Source organism: Halobacillus sp. 12SKB (genome assembly GCF_052941655.1).
Genome location: NZ_JBRFWR010000001.1, coordinates 1 through 21,064, shown reverse-complemented (window position 1 = coordinate 21,064; position 21,064 = coordinate 1). Strand labels below are relative to the sequence as shown.

Annotated in this window: 17 protein-coding genes; 13 read left to right on the top strand and 4 right to left on the bottom strand. The window is 43.1% G+C overall.

Annotated elements, in window-relative coordinates; genetic code table 11:
• The first annotated feature begins 30 nt into the window (after window positions 1-30).
• From ACQ4XT_RS00085 to ACQ4XT_RS00055, 7 genes are all read left to right on the top strand, one after another.
• Window positions 31-528 carry a hypothetical protein gene (locus ACQ4XT_RS00085; protein WP_446851974.1) on the top strand — a complete coding sequence of 166 codons (498 nt, stop codon included), beginning with the start codon at window positions 31-33 and terminating at the stop codon, window positions 526-528.
• A gap of 143 nt (window positions 529-671) precedes the next feature.
• Entirely contained in the window at window positions 672-1,295 is a 624-nt protein-coding gene (safA, locus tag ACQ4XT_RS00080; protein WP_446851973.1) for a SafA/ExsA family spore coat assembly protein, read from the top strand.
• 126 nt (window positions 1,296-1,421) lie between these two features.
• Complete coding sequence (locus ACQ4XT_RS00075) at window positions 1,422-2,378, top strand: ABC transporter substrate-binding protein (RefSeq protein ID WP_446851972.1); 957 nt, start codon at window positions 1,422-1,424, stop codon at window positions 2,376-2,378.
• 148 nt (window positions 2,379-2,526) lie between these two features.
• Window positions 2,527-3,504, top strand: coding sequence for a FecCD family ABC transporter permease (locus ACQ4XT_RS00070; protein WP_446855525.1), 978 nt, complete (start codon window positions 2,527-2,529; stop codon window positions 3,502-3,504).
• A complete protein-coding gene (locus ACQ4XT_RS00065; RefSeq protein WP_446851971.1) occupies window positions 3,501-4,493 on the top strand; it encodes a FecCD family ABC transporter permease in 993 nt (330 codons plus the stop codon). Before ACQ4XT_RS00070 ends, ACQ4XT_RS00065 begins: the two co-directional genes overlap by 4 nt.
• A gap of 267 nt (window positions 4,494-4,760) precedes the next feature.
• On the top strand, window positions 4,761-5,948 hold the full coding sequence (locus tag ACQ4XT_RS00060; protein WP_160915352.1) for a NupC/NupG family nucleoside CNT transporter: 1,188 nt from the start codon (window positions 4,761-4,763) through the stop codon (window positions 5,946-5,948).
• Window positions 5,949-6,078: 130 nt separating this feature from the next.
• Window positions 6,079-7,503, top strand: a complete 1,425-nt coding sequence (locus ACQ4XT_RS00055) for an aldehyde dehydrogenase family protein (protein WP_446851970.1) — start codon at window positions 6,079-6,081, stop codon at window positions 7,501-7,503.
• 213 nt (window positions 7,504-7,716) lie between these two features.
• Here the strand turns inward: ACQ4XT_RS00055 and ACQ4XT_RS00050 are convergent, their stop codons facing one another.
• Complete coding sequence (locus tag ACQ4XT_RS00050) at window positions 7,717-9,078, bottom strand: MATE family efflux transporter (protein WP_446851969.1); 1,362 nt, start codon at window positions 9,076-9,078, stop codon at window positions 7,717-7,719.
• 110 nt (window positions 9,079-9,188) lie between these two features.
• Between ACQ4XT_RS00050 and murG the strand changes: the two genes are divergently transcribed.
• From murG to helD, 4 genes are all read left to right on the top strand, one after another.
• Window positions 9,189-10,265: an undecaprenyldiphospho-muramoylpentapeptide beta-N-acetylglucosaminyltransferase gene (murG, locus tag ACQ4XT_RS00045; RefSeq protein ID WP_446851968.1), complete on the top strand. Its 1,077-nt coding sequence runs from the start codon at window positions 9,189-9,191 to the stop codon at window positions 10,263-10,265.
• Between the two features lie 208 nt (window positions 10,266-10,473).
• On the top strand, window positions 10,474-10,896 hold the full coding sequence (locus ACQ4XT_RS00040) for an ATP-binding protein (RefSeq protein WP_446851967.1): 423 nt from the start codon (window positions 10,474-10,476) through the stop codon (window positions 10,894-10,896).
• A gap of 5 nt (window positions 10,897-10,901) precedes the next feature.
• Window positions 10,902-11,255, top strand: coding sequence for a hypothetical protein (locus tag ACQ4XT_RS00035; RefSeq protein ID WP_446851966.1), 354 nt, complete (start codon window positions 10,902-10,904; stop codon window positions 11,253-11,255).
• A 262-nt stretch (window positions 11,256-11,517) separates the two neighbouring features.
• A complete protein-coding gene (helD, locus tag ACQ4XT_RS00030; protein WP_446851965.1) occupies window positions 11,518-13,797 on the top strand; it encodes an RNA polymerase recycling motor HelD in 2,280 nt (759 codons plus the stop codon).
• Between the two features lie 116 nt (window positions 13,798-13,913).
• On the opposite strand, the gene ACQ4XT_RS00025 is transcribed toward helD, so the two are convergent.
• From ACQ4XT_RS00025 to ACQ4XT_RS00015, 3 genes are read right to left on the bottom strand one after another with little or no spacing between them, the layout of a single operon-like run.
• Complete coding sequence (locus ACQ4XT_RS00025; RefSeq protein ID WP_446851964.1) at window positions 13,914-15,044, bottom strand: Ger(x)C family spore germination protein; 1,131 nt, start codon at window positions 15,042-15,044, stop codon at window positions 13,914-13,916.
• The gene (locus ACQ4XT_RS00020) at window positions 15,041-16,147 is read right to left on the bottom strand and encodes a GerAB/ArcD/ProY family transporter (RefSeq protein ID WP_446851963.1); all 1,107 of its coding nucleotides are present in this window, start codon (window positions 16,145-16,147) and stop codon (window positions 15,041-15,043) included. The genes ACQ4XT_RS00025 and ACQ4XT_RS00020 overlap by 4 nt, the downstream gene beginning before the upstream one ends.
• Window positions 16,144-17,625: a spore germination protein gene (locus ACQ4XT_RS00015; RefSeq protein WP_446851962.1), complete on the bottom strand. Its 1,482-nt coding sequence runs from the start codon at window positions 17,623-17,625 to the stop codon at window positions 16,144-16,146. The genes ACQ4XT_RS00020 and ACQ4XT_RS00015 overlap by 4 nt, the downstream gene beginning before the upstream one ends.
• 190 nt (window positions 17,626-17,815) lie before the next feature.
• Here ACQ4XT_RS00015 and ACQ4XT_RS00010 point away from each other — a divergent pair, with 190 nt between their 5' ends.
• Entirely contained in the window at window positions 17,816-18,835 is a 1,020-nt protein-coding gene (locus tag ACQ4XT_RS00010; protein ID WP_446851961.1) for a TIGR00341 family protein, read from the top strand.
• A 574-nt stretch (window positions 18,836-19,409) separates the two neighbouring features.
• Window positions 19,410-20,522 carry an IS110 family RNA-guided transposase gene (locus tag ACQ4XT_RS00005; RefSeq protein ID WP_446851960.1) on the top strand — a complete coding sequence of 371 codons (1,113 nt, stop codon included), beginning with the start codon at window positions 19,410-19,412 and terminating at the stop codon, window positions 20,520-20,522.
• Window positions 20,523-21,064: the final 542 nt, after the last annotated feature.

Sequence of the window (21,064 nt, the reverse complement as noted above, 5' to 3'; positions counted from 1 at the left end):
TAGAAACAAGTAATGACGGGGGAAAGCAGTGTGTGGAAAAGATTTGGTGTGTTAATTTTCTGTTTGGTGGCAATCAGTGCTTGTAATAATAAAACTCATGCGGTGCCTAGTGGATACCATTCTTACAATGTAGAAAAGGTGTCTTCGGCTGTGGAACAATTAGACTTTCAACCTGAGCTTCCTGAGTACATTCCTATACCTATGATCAGTGTTGTGACAGACATTTATCAGGATGGAGGTTCAAAGTTGATGGACTTGAGTTTTTATACGCCTGATAATGATCTGCTGACCATACAATTTTCTCAAGGGGAAATTAATACTCCGTGGATAGATCCGGAAGAGCTTTCCATCCTTGAAGATCTAGACGGCTTATACGAAAATAACCGCTTTTCCAAGAAACTAACTTGGACAAAAGATGGTGTGACGTATTTAATGACTTACCGCGCCAGTGTGGCGTCTGAAGAAGGTAATGAACAGAGTGTGACACGACAACAATTGGTTGAAGTGGCCCGCTCGTTTCATTCATAAAATGATTATACCTCCCCTATGGTATAGCACCCACCGATTGACCACCGGTGGGTGCGTTTTAATTTCTAAACTTTTCCTTTATATACATAATTTTATCTGTAAGAGCCACACTACATCTGACACTAAAAAAGGAGTGAGAGCACTTGAAAGTATGGATGTGGTTTGGCGCTATCATTTTTGCTGCGGTGTTGTTTGTTCAAACCCCTCAAATGACCCAAGCAGCAACGGATACTTACACAGTTAAGAGTGGGGACACATTATGGAAGATCTCAAAAAAATACAAAATCGGTTTGAGTGAAATCATCAATGCAAACCCACAGTTCAACAATCCTGATCTGATTTATCCGGGAGACAGGGTAACGATTCCTCTGAAAGGGGACATCAAATCAGTCGAAAGCCAAGTCATTGACTTGACGAACCAGGAAAGAGCGAAAAACGGTCTCCCTGCTTTGAAAGCCAACTGGCAGTTATCACGTGTGGCCCGTTACAAGTCCAGAGACATGGCGAATAAAAATTATTTCTCCCACACATCTCCTACCTACGGTTCACCATTCGATATGATGAGAGACTTCAATATCTCTTACAATCGTGCAGCAGAAAACATTGCTGCAGGTCAAAGAACGCCACAGGAAGTGGTCAATGGATGGATGAATAGCCCGGGGCATAGGAAGAACATTTTAGATCCGAATTTAAGACAAATCGGCGTAGGATACGCAGAAGGCGGAAGCTACGGTCATTATTGGACCCAGATGTTTATATCGCAATAAAAGGAGGGGCTGTCGTTCTGGTGAATGCGACAGTCCTTTTGTTGTGCCCTTTACAATTATCTAAAATTTAAGTATGATGAATGAAGCATTTGATAATGATTATCAATAACAATGGAGGTATTACATATGAAGAAAAGCTCACTCTCGTTAATTATGCTTGCTCTTATCCTTTTTGTTAGTGCATGTGGAAGTTCTTCTGATGATCAAACTTCAGAAGATTCAAAGGATGAAAGCAGTGAATCCACGGAAGATACACGCGTCATTGAACATGAAATGGGAGAGACCGAAATTACAGGTCAGCCTGAGAAGGTCGTTGCTCTTGAGTTTTCATTCGTTGACAACCTTGCTTCCTTGGGAGTTTCTCCTGTCGGCATCGCAGACGATGATGATTCAGAACGCATCATCGAACCGATTCGTGAAAAAATCGGTGACTATACATCTGTAGGTACAAGAAAGCAGCCTTCCTTAGAAGTCATCAGTTCCCTTCAACCTGACTTGATCATCGCGGATATGAAAAGACACAAAGATATCTATGATCAGTTGTCTGATATTGCTCCGACGATTATACTTCCTTCTCTAGCAGCTGATTATGAAGGCATTATTTCAAGTTTTGAAACCGTATCAACAGCGATGGGTATGGAAGAGAAAGGTGAAGAAGTTCTAGCCGATCATGAGGCGAAAATGGAAGAGCTTCGAGCGCAGGTACCTGAGGACGAGGAGCGTACCGTCCTTCCTGCAGTAGTAGCGGACAGTGGTTACTTCGCACACAACATGGAATCTTACACAGGTTCTTTATTGGAATCTATTGGTTTGAAAAACGCGATCCAAAGTGGGGACGAACGTTACAATAAAATCAACTTGGAACAAGTGGTTGAGTTCAATCCAGATGTAATGTTCCATATGGTCGCTGGTGATCAAACGGTTGTTGATGAGTGGGAAAGCAATGAATTGTATCAGGGTATTTCAGCTGTGGAAAATGGAGAGGTCCACGAGGTCGACCGTAACATGTGGTCCCGTTTCCGAGGATTAATTTCATCTGAGAAGATTCTAGAGGACGCCATCAACTATTTATATGAAGAATAACTGTTCAAAGAGCGGAGGGAGTCCCTTCGCTCTTTCCTTTTTACCAGAAGACGCTTTCCTATCGTTTGTGGTATGGTGAAAAGAGTATGTAGATAGGAGAATTCAAGTGCAGCACTTATCTGAGCAATCATCTGTAGTTAAATATAAAATGGTCCTTTTTTTTCTGTTAGGAATCCTCATCCTCATAGCAAGTTTTATTGCGAGCTTAAGTATTGGTGCCTATGCCATTCCCTTTGCTGATGTATTGAAACTTCTGTTTTCCCCTGATGATGGGAAAGCCGCTTCCATTATTCATACCATTCGTTTACCAAGGGCTCTTGTAGGAATTATTGTCGGTGCCTGTTTAGCTATTGCGGGAGGGATCATGCAGGCCATTACAAATAACCCTTTAGCTTCCCCTCAAGTGTTCGGTGTCAATGCAGGAGCGTCGTTAATGGTGGTTGCCGGAGTGGTTCTCTTTCCAGGGCTTGGTTCTTCCACGCTCGTATATTTCGCATTCTTGGGGGCAGCCGTCGGGGGAGCGATTGTCTATTCGCTCTCTTCTACAGGTGGAGGGATGACGCCGGTTAAATTAGCATTGGCAGGGATTACTGTCCACTTGTTTCTTTCCTCTTTAATTGAAGGCATCGTCCTTTTTCATGAAACATCAACGGAGGATGTTCTCTTTTGGCTTGCCGGGGGCATTGATGGTCGCAACTGGGCTGATGTCCGCTTGATGATTCCCTGGTCATTGACCGGGCTCATCGGAGCACTATTTCTAGGCAAAGGTTTGACGATTCTTGGATTAGGTGACGATGTAGCAAGAGGGTTGGGACAGAGAATTGGGTGGATCCGGGTTTCATCAGCCATCTTAGTCATCCTATTAGCCGGCATTTCGGTGGCTGTAGCTGGTCCCATCGGTTTTGTAGGCTTGATCATACCAAATATTGTACGAAAACTTATAGGATCAGATTACCGTGTGGTTCTCCCTGTGTCAGCCGTTTTTGGCGCCGCATTATTGACCATCTCGGATGTGCTGTCCAGGTTCATTTCATTTCCCGCAGAGTCGCCGGTGGGTATTGTAACAGCACTACTCGGAGCTCCATTTTTCTTATACCTGGCTAGTAAGGGAGGGAGAGCAGCATGAGCTTAAAAAAAATGCACCCGATAACGATTATTATTTCCCTTTCCATACTCGTCTTGTTAGGAGCCTTTCTTTCCATTGGTGTCGGTGCTGTTTGGATTCCGCCTGATTCCATTTACAACTATTTTGTTGGAACGGATGCAGGAGGCAGCGGGTACATCATTGAGAATTTTCGTTTGCCCCGGATCATTATGAGCCTGTTGGTAGGAACAGGGCTAGGGATATCCGGCGCCATACTACAGGGGATTATCCGGAACCCTCTTGCTTCTCCGGATGTCATTGGGATTACCAAAGGTGCCGGATTTGCAGCCGCCGCTGTGATTATCCTGTTTCCTTCCTTACCTGTGATCGGCCTTCCGATTGCCGCATTTGCAGGAGCGGGGGTAGTCACATTCGGCCTTTATCTTTTCGCTTTTAAAAGAGGCGTCCAGCCAGCGACCCTTGCTCTTATCGGTATTGCGTTAGGAGCGATTTGTCAGGCGGGAATTCAGTTTCTGACGGTTAAATTTCCGTTGGAGACGAATGCAGCACTAGTCTGGTTGACCGGAAGCTTATGGGGGAAGGATTGGACAGATGTATGGCTGCTGCTGCCTTGGATTGTGATTGTTGGTCCGATTACGCTTTTTCTAGCACCAAAGCTTGATGTTCTTAGTCTTGGAGACGATGTCGCAGAAGGGCTAGGCGAACCTGTTCGAAAAGCAAGACTGCTATTATTGATCGTAGCAGTGATTCTTGCAGGTGCCTCCGTAGCAGTGGTCGGTACACTCGGATTCGTCGGGTTAATTGCTCCGCATATTGCCCGCCAATTGGTAGGGAACAAGCATATCTATCTGCTTCCTGTTTCAGCGCTAACAGGAACGTTCCTCTTAATGGTTGCTGATAATTTAGGGCGAGGTTTGTTTCCGCCTACAGAAGTCCCTGCAGGAATTTTTACTGCTGTGATTGGAGCCCCGTACTTTTTATTCTTATTGAGAAAAATGCAGAAGTCATAGAAAAAGAAACGCTTTTCGCGTTTCTTTTTTTATGTGTACAAGTGTATACCCATCTGACAAAATTTTATTAAGATCCTTAAAAGAGGATAAACCCTTATAAATAAAGGCATATTAATGCATAGGATGACTAGCATGTCATGATTTGTTATTTATTACATACAAATAAACCTTGCATGACGTCTGACAACCTGATAAAATCCATAGTGGAATTACTTGATGTAAGCATTTTCATAAATACTTTATTTTACAATTAGGGGAGGACTTATTGTGGGTATTCTTTTAGGAATTCTTGCTGTTGCGATCATTCTTGGAATCGCTTTTCTGATGTCCAACGATCGTAAGAACATTAACTACAAAGGTATAGGGGTTATGATTGTCGTTCAGTTGCTGATTACGGCATTCATGTTCAACACGACTATCGGAAAACTCATTATTGACGGGATTTCCGCCGGATTCAACAAGCTCATTGAATTTGGAACGGTCGGTGTTAACTTCGTACTAGGTGGCGTAGAAGTAGGAGAAAACGGCGTGTTCTTCTTCAACGTTCTACTTATCATCATTTTCTTCGCAACCATTCTTTCTGTATTGACCTATCTGAAGATCTTGCCATTTATTATTAAATATCTTGGTTGGGGACTATCTAAGATTACTGGCTTGCCGAAGGTTGAATCTTTTAACGCAGTAAACAGTATTTTCTTCGGTCAGTCCGAAGCTTTGATTGCGATTAAGTCACAGTTCCACAACTTGAATGATAACCGTTTATATATTGTCAGTGCTTCCGCTATGGGATCTGTATCTGCATCGATTGTGGGTGCGTACCTTGGAATGCTGCCAAGTCAATATATCCTTGTTGCTCTTCCGTTAAACATGTTCAGTGCCTTGATTGTTTCATCCATCATCGCACCGGTTAAAGTTTCTAAAGAAGAGGACAAAGTTGATATTCAAGACGTTTCCAATGCGAAAAGTTTCTTTGAAGCCATGGGTAATGGGGCCCTTGATGGTGGTAAAATCGCTTTGATCGTTGCATCTATGCTGATTGCTTTCATCGCTTCACTTGAACTTGTGAACTGGGTGTTCGGAGCAGTATTCAACGGCTTTACACTTCAAGAACTGCTTGGTTATATCATTGCTCCTATTGGATTGCTAATGGGTATTCCAGCTGCTGAAGTCGTCGACGCTGGTGCAATCATGGGTACGAAAATCGTAACGAACGAATTCGTAGCGATGCTTGAGTTCTCTAATATGCTTGATAGCGTATCTGAGAAAACAGTCGGTATTGTAACAGTCTTCCTTACAAGTTTCGCTAACTTCTCCTCGATCGGTATCATTGCTGGTACTGTTCAAGGTATTGATGCGGAAAAAGGTGGACGAGTATCTGGTTTCGGTATGAAACTTCTTATCGGTGCCACGCTAGGTTCTATGCTTTCTGCAACAATTGCAGGATTATTCCTATAAAGTGCCGAAAAGTCTGAATGGAGGGTTTCCTCCATTCAGGCTTTTTTTGTTTTTAAGCATTCGCCGGTTTATCCAACCTTGAATAAGGAACAGGAAAAGTCGTAGACTCTATTTCAAAGGAGAGAGGTTCATGGATCGTCATAAGCTCTATATTAATGGAGAATGGATAGACACCAATGATCAACTGGACGTATGGAACAAATACACACAGGAAACCTTTGCGCAGGTGGCTAAAGCGTCTGAGAAAGAAGTTGATGCAGCCATTGAAGCAGCGACACATGCGTATAAACATCATGCCATGTCTCCTTACGAACGCTTTGAACGATTAAAACGTGTGAGTGAATTATTGAAAGAGAACCAGGAGGACATGGCAAAAGTCATCACTATGGAAGCCGGGAAGCCGATCAAACAAGCGTTAACCGAATTGGACCGGGCAGCTCAGACTTTTGAATTGGCAGCAGAAGAAGCGAAGCGGATCCATGGAGAAGGTGTTCCGGTAGAGGCAGCGCCAGGGTCTGAAAACCGTATGGCTTTTACGATCAAGGTCCCAGTGGGAGTTGTCGGAGCCATCAGCCCTTTCAATTTTCCTGTTAACCTTGTCGCACATAAAATAGCACCTGCTATAGCGGCAGGGAATGCGGTGGTTTTGAAGCCTGCAAGTAAGACACCAATTTCCGCATTGAAATTGGCCGAGTTGTTTGAAAAAGCCGGATTTCCTAAAGGTTTTCTTAATGTGGTGGTTGGTTCAGGGTCCACGGTCGGAAATCAAATGATCAAAGATGAGCGAATCAACCTTTACACGTTTACAGGAAGTGCAGAAGTCGGGCTGAAGTTAAAACAAAATACAGGTCTGAACAAACTCGTTCTGGAGCTTGGAAATAACTCACCAGTCATTATCGATAAAGAAGCAGACCTTGATGCAGCTGCAGAAAACGTAGCTGCTAAAAGTTATGCTTTTGCCGGGCAAGTTTGTATTTCTGTCCAACGATTGTATGTACATGAAGAGGTTCGTGAAGTATTTCAGGACAAGTTCATCCAAGCCATTGAAAAGTTGAATGTAGGTGACCCGAACGATCCTAAAACTGATGTCGGTCCTATGATAAGCGAGGAAGAAGCCAAGCGTGCAGAACAATGGGTGGAGGAAGCAAAGGCAGCAGGGGCAAAAGTCATCCACGGTGGCAGTCGTGAGTCCGCTTTATTTCACCCTACGGTTTTAACAAATGTAAAACCAGATATGAAAGTCGTCTGCGAAGAAATATTTGCTCCCGTCGTGAGCATCATTCCATTTTCCGACCTTTCATCTTGTATCGAAGAAGTCAATGACTCCCCCTATGGCCTTCAAGGTGGTATATTCACCCAGAACCTTGATACCGCTTTTTACGCAGCGAAAAATGTTGAAGTGGGCGGTTTGATGGTTAATGACTCCTCCCAATACCGGGTTGATCTCATGCCTTATGGTGGTGTGAAAGACAGCGGATGGGGCAAAGAAGGCCCGAAGTACACGATCGAAGATATGACAGAAGAACGTTTAATCGTTCTTAACTTAAAACAATAATTATTAACCATAAACCAGAAAGAAGCGTCCTCACCCAGGACGCTTCTTTTCATATTCAAGATACCCTCCCTTTTTGTGGAAGACTCAGTTTCGAGACAATTGGATGGTTCTATGGGCTCCGGGAAACGATTCATTCCCCGCAGCCCCATCCACTCACCAAAAGTTTTGAAACTGAGTCTTCAACAATCTTGCCCGTTTGTTTAATGATCTTTTCTAGGAAGTGGTACTGATTTGGGTGTTTCTTTTTTGGATGTACAGCATACGGATGAGGAGGGTGATGGCTCCTGCGGTCAGACCGATGGTCAAGCTTAACCAGTATCCGTAAGGCCCAAGGGCCGTATAATTCGCAAGCCAGTACCCACTCGGTAAACCAATGCCCCAATAAGAAATGAACGCCATAACAAGCGTAATGTTCACATCCTTATATCCGCGGAGAATCCCTTGCAGAGGTGCTCCGAATCCATCCGACAGCTGGAAGAATATAGCATAGATGATAAAATTCTTAGTCAATTCAATAACCCTTTTATCTGTGCTGTAGAGTCTTGCGATCGCATCATCGAACAAAAATAAAATCAGACCTGCAAAGACGCTCATCATTACAGCTGATGCAATTCCTAAATAAGAATAAGTTCTCGCTTCTTTGTGTCTTTCTGCCCCGACTTCAAAGCCAACAGCAATGGTTAATGCAAAGGCGATACTCAAAGGGATCATATAAAGAAGGGATGCAAAGTTGATGGCTGCCTGATGAGCAGCGATCGTACTCGTGTCGTAAGCCGTCATAAAAAAGGTGACGGCTGCAAAAATGCTCGTTTCAAAAAAGATGGCAAAACCGATGGGAATGCCAATTTTTAATTGTGCCCACCACTCTTTCCAATCAGGAGAAATCCACGACTGGAAAATATTATAAGCTTTTAGTGGGCGGAGTTTGTGAATGATGCTTGTAAGGATGACTAATGATACCCAATAGGTAAGAGCAGAAGCTACTCCTGCCCCGATCCCTCCCAGTTCAGGAGCACCCAGCCGACCAAAGATGAACATATAATTGAAAAGGACATTGATTGGGAGTGTCATCAGTATAACGGCCATTGAAACTTTGGTTTGACCTAGGGCATCTACAAATGACCGAAGGATGTTGAAGACAAACAAGGGGACAATCCCGATTCCCAGTGTTATTAAGTAATATTTTGCTACATGCCGGACTTCTGGAGTGATATCTAATAAAGACAAGATCGGATCCAATAAAAAGAACCCGAGTGTTCCTATTCCTCCTGCCAAACAAATGGATAAATAAATCCCTTGTTTAACGGAATAAGTGATTTCATTTTCTTTCTTAGCCCCTTTTAATTGAGCGACAATTGGGGAAATAGCCATGAGGATGCCATTCAATCCTGTGAAAACAGGCATCCATATGCTTGACCCTATCGCTACTCCTGCCAGTTGATCAGGGCCGGATTGACCTGCCATGATCGTATCGAAAAAGTTCATCAGGTACATCCCAATTTGTGTGATCAGGATCGGAATGAGGATGACGATGAACAGTTTGATTTTTTCTTTTAAAGTTTTTGTTTCATACATAGGCCACACTCTTTTCTGGTACAATTCTCTTTAGAGGAATACGAGGATTATAGCATAGTAACACATCCAGAATTACTTAAGAAGCCCTCTGAAAGGACGTTGATTAACATATGAGTCAAAAAAGGATTTTATTTACAGGTGGAGGGACAGCGGGACACGTCATCGTGAACCTGGCGCTTATTCCAGAATTTCAGAAACAAGGATATACTGTCGATTACATTGGATCCTATAGTGGGATTGAAAGAAATTTGATTGAGCCGTTAGATGGAGTCACCTACCACGGCATCTCAACAGGAAAACTGAGAAGGTACATGTCGAAGGAAAACTTCAAGGATCCTTTTAAGGTGTTGAAAGGATTAGCTCAATCTCTCCGCATTATCCAGAAACGGAAGCCACAGGTCATTTTTTCAAAAGGGGGATTTGTCTCCGTACCTGTCGTCATGGCGGCACGATTGAAGAGCGTTCCGACCGTTATTCATGAATCGGATTATACGCCGGGTCTGGCCAATAAACTATCCTTCCCGTTTGCAAAAAAAATCCTGGCTACTTTTCCTGAAACAATGAAACATCTGCCGGAAGGAAAAGGTGAATATATCGGGGCCGTAGTCCGCGAAGAACTGTTTGAAGGAGACCGCTCTAAAGGTTTAGCACTGTGTGAATTCCACAAGCAGAAACCTGTGGTTATGGTGATGGGAGGCAGTACAGGGTCGAAGAGAATCAATGATGCGATCCGCGATAATTTAGATGAATTGCTCCAGGAAGTTCAGATTGTTCACATCTGCGGGCAAGGGCACAAAGACACGTCCATTAACAGACGTGGATACGCTCAGTTCGAATATGTCCAAGATGAGCTGAAGGATTTGTTTGCTGCTACGGACTATATCGTCTCCAGAGCAGGATCAAACGCTATATTTGAGTTTTTAGCTTTAAAAAAACCGATGCTTCTCATCCCATTATCAAGAAAAGCAAGCCGAGGAGACCAAATTTTGAATGCAGACTCTTTTGTTAAACAGGGCTATGCGATGAAACGGGAGGAAGAAGAACTCACAAATGAAACATTATTAGAGGACCTCCGTCAACTCATAGACAATCGCGAGCAGATTCTTGAATCCATGCAAAGTTATCAAAGTGAACAAACGAAGGAAAAAGTGATGGACATCATCCAAAGTCATGAAAGGAAAAAGTAAGGGATTCTTCTTATAGAACAAGTGACGTAGAAGTGAATGTCACACAAGAATAGTTGCTCTTTCATTCATCATCATTTTTCCATTTTTATGAAAAAGTTAACGCTTCCCCTTTTAAGTGATTTGTATAAAGGGAATAGAAAAGTGAACAAATCCATTTACTAAGTCCAATGGTTCCAAATCATAGACTTAGAAGAGGAGAGGCTGAATGATGAAGGCATCTATAGAAGCCAATATCAGACATCCGAGAGAACTGAGAGATGTCCGACGTAAATATTCACCATATCTTGCCAAATACTACGGGAACGATCAACTTCTTGTGGATGCATCGATTACCGAAGCTGTATGGAATGCATGGGCCCATGGCCATCAGGAGAGAACAGATTATCCCGTCTTATTGAAAATCCACTTTCTTCATTCACGGTTACTCGTCAGGGTCTACGATCATGGAGAGGGATTTGACTGGAGGCCTTATCAGGTCACAGGTGATATGAAGCACTGGTTCCCAAGTGTGGAAGACTTGGATGAGAGTGGACGTGGAATTACGTTAATGCTTAGAGTTATGGATGTTTTAAGATATAATGAAAAGGGCAACGAGTGTTTGCTAATGAAAAAATATCTCAATCAGGAGTAGATTTCGTGAACACAAACATCTGTCGGTATTGTTTCAAAAAAATTCAGGACCGTGACGAGCTTGTCACAGCATCCAACTGGTTCAGAATACGCCCTTATCATTACCGTTGCTTTGAACTGTTAGAGCAGGACACGAGGACCATTGCAGGAGCATGGACTCCTATTAATGGAAGAGTTGGACTTGTGACTGTTTTTCTCATGCTTGTTCTGGCCATCGTTCTTCTTTTTACCAACCTTCTTGGGAGAATCGGGGATTTGGTAGGGTTTCTGGCCTTATACCCTGTACTTTTGCGTATTCTTTCTTTCTTCATATTTGAGATGCATCTGCCGAAATATGTGGAGAACAAAAACAGACCCTAGGGTGCTTTTTTAATAGCAGTTTAGTTTAGGTGTAAGCGCAAAACAAAGCGCATCCTTAAACTAAACTGCTTTTTATTTTTTCTTACATCATGCTAGTCCGAGCCCTTACATGCGACGACTTTTGTGACGGAACCTACATTACATAAAACGATATCATTAATGATTGCGCTTCCAACGTGGTTATGGTATCTTATTGATTCGTTGCTTTGAAATACTGCATGAGGGCCAGCGCTCACACGTCATTCCATTAGAAGAATGTTCTGTGAACCGTGCAGAACAAAAAGAAGGAGGAATGACTCAAATGACGGAACGGCATCCGGAATTTGAAAAAGAACGAAACCGGCTGTCCTTTACAAGAACGTATATGGACAGACTGATCACCTCACAGGAAACGGGGCAGGAATCACTGAAGAAGCGTCAGGAAGACACCCTTGAGAACCTCAGCTTCAAAGACAGCAGTCTTAGGTATCAGGAAATGCTTTCTCATGCGAATTTCATGAAAATGTCCAAAGAACAACTGGAGAACCTCAAACATCTACGAAACAAACCGTATTTTGCCCGCATCGATTTTCATCAAGAAGAAAAGCCCGATCGAGAAATTTTTTATATTGGTAAGACGTCATTATTTGACCGGGAAACTCAGTACCCTATCATTTTGGATTGGCGTTCCCCTCTAGCGAATATCTATTACGAAGGCCGTCTGGGGAAAGTGAGTTACGAAGCGCTTGGAGAAAGATACGAAGGAGATGTTTCCTTAAAAAGACAGTATCAGATTGAAGATGGGGAGCTGTTGGATTACCGCGATATCGACCTTACCACAAAGGATGAATTGCTTCAGGATTCGTTAGCTCAGAATGCAGATAAGCGTTTGACGGAAATTGTATCCACCATTCAAGAAGAGCAAAATAGAATCATTCGTGCAGACTTACGGAAGCCGATTATTGTGCAAGGGGCCGCAGGGAGTGGAAAAACAACGATTGCTCTTCATAGAATCTCTTATTTTCTATACACAATGAAAGAAATCTTCCGTCCAGAAGAGATGCTCATTCTTGCTCCCAACCGCTTGTTTATTCAGTACATCTCTGAAGTTTTGCCGGAACTTGGGGTGGATCGGGCGAGACAGACGACCTTTACCGATTTTGTTCAACAGGCTACTGGGATTCGTCTGCCTGTCGTCACTCAGCATGAGGTGCTTATGAATGCGGTGGAAAAATCCGGGGAGCGCAGTTCTATTGAAGGAGCACGGCTGAAAGGATCGAAAAGATTCAAAGAAATCCTGGATCGCTATCTGCAAAAATGGAAGAAGTCCTATAAAGTAAAAAATGATTTCACGCTCGCAGGGTTTAAGATTAAAAGTGCAAAAGCCATCAACCGTTTGTTCTTTGAAGAATACAGCTATTTTCCTTACGAGGTACGTGTTCAGAAAATTAAGTCTGTATTGCAAAGTGAATTGAAACGAAAAAAGAAGCGGATCCTGGAAAAAATGGCTGCCAAATATGATGAAGCCCTTGACGATGCACTCTATGGGATGAAGGATGCGGAGAAAAGAAAAATCCGTGTCAGTTTTTTGATTACAAGGAAAGAGGAAAGACTGGATGAAATAAAGAAAGCAGCCAGGACATCGGTCAATCGTTATATGAAGAAGTATCCGGAAGTGGATGTATGGTCAATCTATCAGCAGCTTTTTGAAGAGGAGACCTTTCCAACCATTTATGCGGAAGAATGTACGGAATGGGAGCAAATGAGAAAGAATACGAGAGAGGTGCACCTATCCGGGAAGCTTTGTGCAGAGGATTTAGCGCCTCTGTTGTATTTGAAGACCTTTATCACAGGGCTTGATCCTGACGATCGTGCAAAGAAAGTGGTCATTGACGAAGCACAGGATTATAGTTTTATGGAAATTTTCAGTTTGAGAAAGGCTTTTCAAACGGATTTGTTCACCATAGTAGGAGACTTAGCGCAAGGCATTTATCATTACCGTGGAGTAGAGAATTGGGAAACACTGCAAAACGATATTTTTCCGACAGCCAACTACCTCACTTTGCAAAAGACGTACCGGACGACAATTGAAATTATGAACTTAGCTAATCGGCTTTTGGACGATATGCCAGATGCACTTCCGAAAGCAGAACCTGTGGTCCGACATGGGGATATGCCTACTTTTCTTTCCAGAGAGGAGTATCGGAAGGAACGCCTTCATGATCTGATCCATGACTTGGTCAGAAAAGGTATGAACAGCTTCGCTTTTGTCACAAAAACAAAACAGGAGGCGGAGAAGCTGGCCCATGAACTTCCTTCCTTCGAGATTATGGAAGAGAACACGGACGAATTGGGGGACCGGGTCATTCTCCCTGCCTACCTTGCCAAAGGACTGGAGTTTGATGTTGTTTTTCTCTATTGTGACAAACACGCTTATGAAAAAAATGAACTGGATCTGAAAATGCTCTATGTAGCTATGACGAGACCCCTCCATCGTCTTTATATGTTAGGCAGGCAGCCTGATGATTTTCTCCTAACTGACAAGGATGGACTTTGGACTTGATGATGTTTCCATACTAAGGCGCAGGTAGCGATTGATACCCGTAGAAGGACAAAAAAAGTACATGAAAGGAACCCCATGTGATAAAGGCGAACCTTTTTCACATGGGTTTTTTATCTTTATTCGGAAATCCCATAGCGCAGAAGTTTAAAGGATACGTCAAAATCAACTTCAAGGCTTGGGATTTGTTGGCGCCAATTTTCTTTTGTCACTCGATTTGTTCGGTTTTGGGTGTTATATTTAGCCCCAAAACCGACCGGGTCCACTTGATGTTCAATCAGAATCTGCAACGTTTCTTGAAGGTGTTCTTTTACTTCATTCTCAATTTGTTTTTCCAACGCTTCTACAGCTTCTCTATTATTCAAGTCGATATCCTGCGTGATTTCCAACAAACGACCTTCCATCTTCAGTGTGAATGATTGTTTGGTCGGATCTCCTTTTGATGGATGGATGTCATGTTCTGAACTTAGCTCATGTATCGAAACATGCAGGGCGCCTTCGCCTGGCTTGTCGATGCTTTCCTTCTTGTGGTATTTCTTTAGTGCATCATCTGCCAGTTGGACTTGAAATTGCCCATGGTCGAACTGTTGTTTCATCAACATGATATAGAATGTATTTTCATGAGAAGTTGTATGGACGTAGCGGTCATCCTGGAATAAACTGATCCCATTTATCACTGCTTTATTATCTTCAAGTGTAAGAGATGGGAGGATGGGATCTTTGCCGGTATCATAATAGTCATGCAGGAAGCTGGTCAGTACAGCATTGGGGATGGCTTCTTCGCTAATGCTTTTTTTAATAAGTTCCTGAATGTAATTCCCCGTATTGGGCCGATCTTCGTCATTTTCTGATTTTAACAGTTCTTCTGAGGGGACGGCACTTGTAGCTAAATAACCCATGTCCGATATGGCCGCATCTCTTTGAAGGGTGTCCATGTACTTCATCATTCCTCGTTTAGCAAGCTCATCTTCGAATATTTCAAGTCTCACTTGACCGGATACGAGTTGATGACTTGTAAGCCGGCTTGTGGCAAAACGGATCCCCTTCGATGTATCTGCTACCCCTGTAACGACCTGTGATGTGCTCGCTTGATCCGTGTCGAACTGGTACATGACGAGGGTGCCCCGGATTCGTTGGTCTTCAGTCAAATCATATCCAACAGCTGTAATAATTCCTAATGTTTCAATGTAAGACTTCGGGATACACCCAACAAGTAGGAAAACGATGATAAGAATGGAGGACCATTTCATGAAGCATTCCTCTTTTTCATTAATTTTTTTAATAGAACCACCACGTAAATCAACAATGGATAGACAAAAACAATCCAAAATCCAATCTGCCCCGTCCAGTTGGTTAGCTCGTTGAGGGAGACCCTTCTTTCAGCCGTTATGGAAGTAAGAAATAAGAGAAAGGCCAATCCATAGAGCGTTGGTTTCTTAGGAGCATTGAACAATCGCTTCAAGGAATGGACAATCATCCATCCAAATAATACGATATTCGGGATGATCACCATCATCCATAAAGCAACGGCAATAAAATCAAACCGTTCCAAAACGGAGAAACTAATGATTTTGAACAAGGATAAAGTTGCCCATACGGTCGATTTTAACTGATCAGGGCTGAAATAACCGATAGAAACAACAGTCACTAAAAGAATTAGGAATGTCGTAAAAAAGACGCCCGCGTGTGCAGGTAATGCCGCTCTTTTTTTATCTTGGATAAATGGATAAACGAAAAGGAGAATCTCAAGTCCAAGCACGGTAAAGGTGACTTGCTGCACCCCTTTTAGTAAATCTGGGGCAGGCGTCTGAAACACTGGTAAAAAATGTTCCCAATCCATGTAGGTGATCGGTTTATAGATCGTAAAGACAAGCCAGATGGTAAGAAAGAAAAAGACGACGCTCGTACCTACCACTACTCTAAATCCGCCTAGAATACTATAAACCATGAGAGAGAGTAAAAAGAGAGCCATAAGCCAGATCGGCATCTCTGGAAAGACAAACACTTGTACCACTTCAATGTAATTTTTGATCACCGTCAAAAGGAGAAGAAAAATATAGAGCACATAAACGGTTCCCAGTGCTTTCCCAAGCCATACGCCAAACAAGTCTTGTTGAATTCCGAGGATGTCGGCATTCTCATAAGACTTTAAAATTTGCAGCATGATGAAAACAATGAAATGAAGGTAAAGACCCGCGACTAATACGGAAACCCAGGCATCCACCCCCGCTTCACGCACAAGGATTCTGGGCACTCCCATTAATCCCGCTCCAATTTGAGAGGTGTGAATGATAAAGAAAAGATAGAAAGCTTGAACGGTATGATCAGGATGGAAAGGAATATTCGTCTTCATAGACGGTCCACATCATTTCGTTCCGTCGCTTTTGATTCACTGTATCTGGATTCGTCTTTGGTCATCAGGGATTTCGGACGTTCTGCATTTTTTTGAAAAGGTACTCGGAAAATGGATTCATTGAAGTCACTCCACTGTAAAGGGTAAATAGGGGACAAGTATGGACGTCCCAATGATTTTTGCTTTAATAAGTGGATGACCAGAAAAGATAAGGCAAATACAATGCCGATGATTCCCCAGGCACCCGCCAGAAGGATCATGGGAAAGCGGATGATCCGGATGGCTGTTCCCATTAAATAACTTGGGGCGGTGAAAGAGGCCAAGGCACTAAGAGCAATAATTATAATGAGGATGTTGCTTGTGAATCCAGCTTCTACAGCCGCCTGACCGAGAACGATACCGCCAACGATACCCATTGTCTGACCGACCTTCGTAGGTAAGCGGGCTCCTGCTTCCCGCAGCAATTCAATCAAAATCTCAAGTAAAAGCGCTTCTAAAACAGGAGGGAAGGGAACCGTCGACCTGGATTGTCCTAACGATACTAGCAGTGTGCTTGGGATGATTTCATAGTGAAACGTCAGTGCAGCTACATACATAGGTGTCAAAATGATGGACAGAGCCATAGATATGAAACGAAGCAACCTTATAAAACTCCCCATATTCCAACGCATATACAAATCTTCCGTCGACTCAAAAAAGCTGAAAAGATTCATGGGGCCAATCAACATGGTTGGGCTTTTATCGACCATCACCCCTACACGCCCTTTAGAAATGGCGTTGCAAAAGCGATCCGGCAGTTCCGTGAAAATCAACTGAGGGAAAACCGTACTGGATGAGTCTTCAATCAATTGTCCAAGAACGCTCGTGTCTTCTACTTCAGAGACTTGTAGATCTTTAATCCGTTGCCTCATGGTATCGACATTTTCTGTATTGGCGAGAGATTTCAAGTACACGATTCGTATTTCAGATTGGATTCGTTCACCAACAATTAATTTTTCTGTAACAAGATCTGGGGTATCTAAACGCCAACGTATGACATTTAGGTTTGTCATAAGGGATTCAGTAAACGAAACCTGAGGGCCGAAGACCAGTGACTCTGTTTCTGCTTGGTTTAAGGAACGGTGCTCTTGCTGAGGCAGTGCGAAGAGTGTCGCTTCCTTTTCACCTTCTATATAAATGCAGACACTTCCATGAATCATCTGCTCAATAATTGCATCCATCTTTTTCTCTTGTTTCGTCGAAGCCATAGGGATTTTATTTATCAAGTCATCATTTGTCCAGGGGCGGGAGGACTTTGTGATGACTTCTAAAATTTCGTCTTCCAGTTGTTCTTTATTTACTTGATAGTGAATGAATTGGACACTGATCCATTGGCCTTCATGATTAAACACTTTCTGGACGAGGTCCGGACTTTGATTAAGCAAATCCTTGGACGACGACAAATATTCTTCTTTCTTCATCGGTAGTTGGAGAGACATATAAGAACCCCCTTTCTCTTCTTCTCTAAGTAGAATTAGTATGTGGAAAATAGGAGACATTATGAAGGAGGTTCGATACTTCTGTATTTGGAACAGAGCAGTAGGATGAAAGAGACCTTGATATCCCGAGAATGCTAATAACTTAGGAAGCATCAACTTTTTACAGAACGGTTAAATAGAGGTGAAGAGTATGAATTTGCAATTGATTGAAGTGTACATTCCTGATCAACACTTCGATTCGATCAATGAGAAGTTACAAAAGTATGACCATCGTTCGTATTGGGTTTCAAGTGAATCAGAAGAGCGGATGCTCGTACGAATCCTCGTCCAGAAAAATGAAGTAGAAGAGATTCTCAACTATTTAGAGGAAGTTTCCAATGTAGTTGAAGGGTTTGAGACATTGCTTATCCCTGTGCAAACCTACATTTCCAAGGAGACCATACATGAAGAAACCAAAGAACAAGAAGAAAAGGAAGACAACGAAGAGGAAAAATCCCGCCTTCTTCGGGCGAGTCGGCATGAATTGATGAATGCTGCTGAAAAAAACGGCCACATTACAATGAATTATTCCTTACTTATCTTATTATCAGCGATTGTAGCTACTGTTGGTATCATAAAAGATAGTGAAGCGGTTGTCATAGGGGCTATGGTTATTGCTCCCATGATTGGTCCGGTGATATCGGTTGCTTTTTTTGCGATTCTTGGTGATTACAAAGGGCTTGGACAATCAGCTGTTAGTTCTTTGTATGGAGTAGCAATCGTTTTGTTGATATCCATAGCCTTTGGGTATTTTACTGATGTCGGAATGGAGAACGCTCAATACCTGGATCGGACAAAGGTTACCTTGATAGACATTCCATTAGGAGTGGCGTCTGGAGCTGCTGGAGCGCTTGCTTTTTTAAATCGTTTGTCAGGGAACTTGGTGGGGGTTATGGTAGCTGTAGCTTTGCTTCCGCCATCGGTCGCGATGGGGATGTCAATCGGAGATGGATCGATGGCAGCGGCGTACGGGGCATTCTTATTAGTTACGGTGAACATCATGTCCATCCTGCTGGCTGCTGTATCCATCTTTTCGCTTAGCGGAATCCGCCCTGTCCGCTGGGATGAGGTTCAACGAGCAAATGTCTCCCGCCCCCTCTCCATCGTATTCGTCATCATCATTGTCCTCATCCTAACTATCGTTATCCTGGAAGGCCAGAACATTATCTAACCATCGCTCCCTATAGTTGAAGACTCAGTATCGAGATGTTACAGGGTTCGTTGCTTGAGGTGAGCGCCAGGGGTGGCTGGGAAGCTACTCGCTTTCCTGCGGGGATGACGGAGAGCCTCCTCGAGCTAAAGCTCTGCGGGGTCTCTCCAGCCAATCCATTCCCGCGGGAGTCTCACAGCTTCCCAACCACCCCATTTGTTTAAGAGAGAAACGAACCCCTATACTGAGAATGATTGTCTCTTACTTTTCTCTCCTAAGTAGGCATAAAGCGCTCTATTTCAATCGTTAAGTTCTGGCTGTCCATAGTAGAGAAGTTTATATGATCCACTTCCCTCAGTCATATGACCTAACATTTTATAGGTGGTTTCGAGAATCTTCCTTGGTAAAGGGGCGGAGGGGAATGGCGAGACTCCTGCGGGAAAAAGTGCAGGGTGAGACCCCACAGGACGCAGTCCGAGTTATCATGAACGAAACTAGCCCCTTACTCGTAAAATCGTAGGTTGAGTTGGGTAGACTGTTTACTGTTAAAAACACTACCTAAATCAGAGCTACATTACGGAAGGAGCTAGTTACTATGAAGGATACCATTAAATACGTAGGTTTAGACGTATCAAAAGAAAAAATTGCTGTTGCTATTGCGGAGGAAGGTAGAGAGAATCCGAGGTATTTTGGAGTTATTCCTCACACCCCAGTAGGAATAAGAAACTTAGTGAAAAAACTCGGAGATCCCTCCACCTTGCGTTTCTGCTATGAGGCTGGACCTACTGGATACCCATTGTACAGGCAGTTTCTTGCCTTAGGACTTCATTGTGAGGTTATTGCTCCGTCTCTAATACCCCAAAGGCCAGGGGAACGTATTAAAACCGATCGACGAGATTCCATCCGCCTCGCTCAATTATACCGAGCTGGTGAGTTAACTTCGATTTATGTTCCTACCCACGAAGACGAAGCTCTTCGTGATCTTGTGAGAGCTCGCGAAGATGCGAAAGAAGACGAGTTAAGGGCTAAACACCGTTTGACCAAGTTCTTACTTCGCCATTCCATTCAACCACCTAGCGGAGTAAACGCATGGACAAAGAAATATCGGGAATGGCTAAATGCGCTTAAGCTTGAAAATTCTTTATTACGTTGCGTCTTTCAAGAATATTACCACCATCTTCAAGAAATTGAACAGCGTATTAAACGCTTTGAAGAAGAAATTCATATCCAAGCGGCGGAAGGCATTCATGCACCTACGATTCAAGCTCTCCAATCCTTAAGGGGAATAGCTCAGATTACGGCTGTAAGTCTTGTCGCTGAGATTGGTTCCTTTAAACGCTTTTCAACCGCTAAACATTTCATGGGGTATGTAGGGTTGATTCCGAGCGAATCGTCGAGTGGGGAAAATCGTAAACAAGGAAGTATCACGAAAACAGGAAATCGTCATGTGAGGCGTTTATTGATTGAGTCTTCTTGGAGTTATCGACACCAACCGGCTGTAAAAGGAGATTTGAAAAAACGACAAAAAGGACAGCCGGCCAATATTCTGTCGATCTCTTGGAAAGCCCAACACAGACTTCACAATAAATACTTTCGTTTATTATCTAGAGGAAAAGAACAGGGGAAAACAATCACCGCCGTAGCCAGAGAATTGGCAGGATTTATTTGGGCTGTGACTCAAGAATTAGATGAAGAAATCTGCCATTAAGCACTGAGATATAAAAAGATGAAACGTAAGTCTCTTACCCATAGATTTATGAGATTAGGGCTCGAAGGCAAAGAAGAACACCGGAAAGGAAAACCCACGTGCCTCCTTTGTGCTATATCTACTCAGATTAACGCACGTTCCGAGTTAGTGGAAACGTCCTTTATACGGAAAGATAAAATGTGAAAACCCACGAATATCAGAATGCTAACCGCAGCTGAGTTTTTGCCTTCGTGCCGTGCCCTCATCGTCTAACGAAAAGGAGGAAAGTATCTTCTTAAGCTTGAAAATAGAGTCTCATCCCTTGGAGTGACAGTCAAGGAAAGCACTTGACAGCCACTCCAAGGGATGAGAAGGAATCAGTAAGCTAAAGAAGGACCCACTGTGTCTTATCAAGACAAAAATCCACCATTGATAAAGAAGCTAAAAACAGCTTCTCTTCTTTAAAGCGTCTTATTTTAATCCAACGATAAATGTAGTAGGGGTATCTTGACAGTTTCGTTCATATCAGGAGGCTCACCGCACTCCCGCGGAAAGCGAGCTAT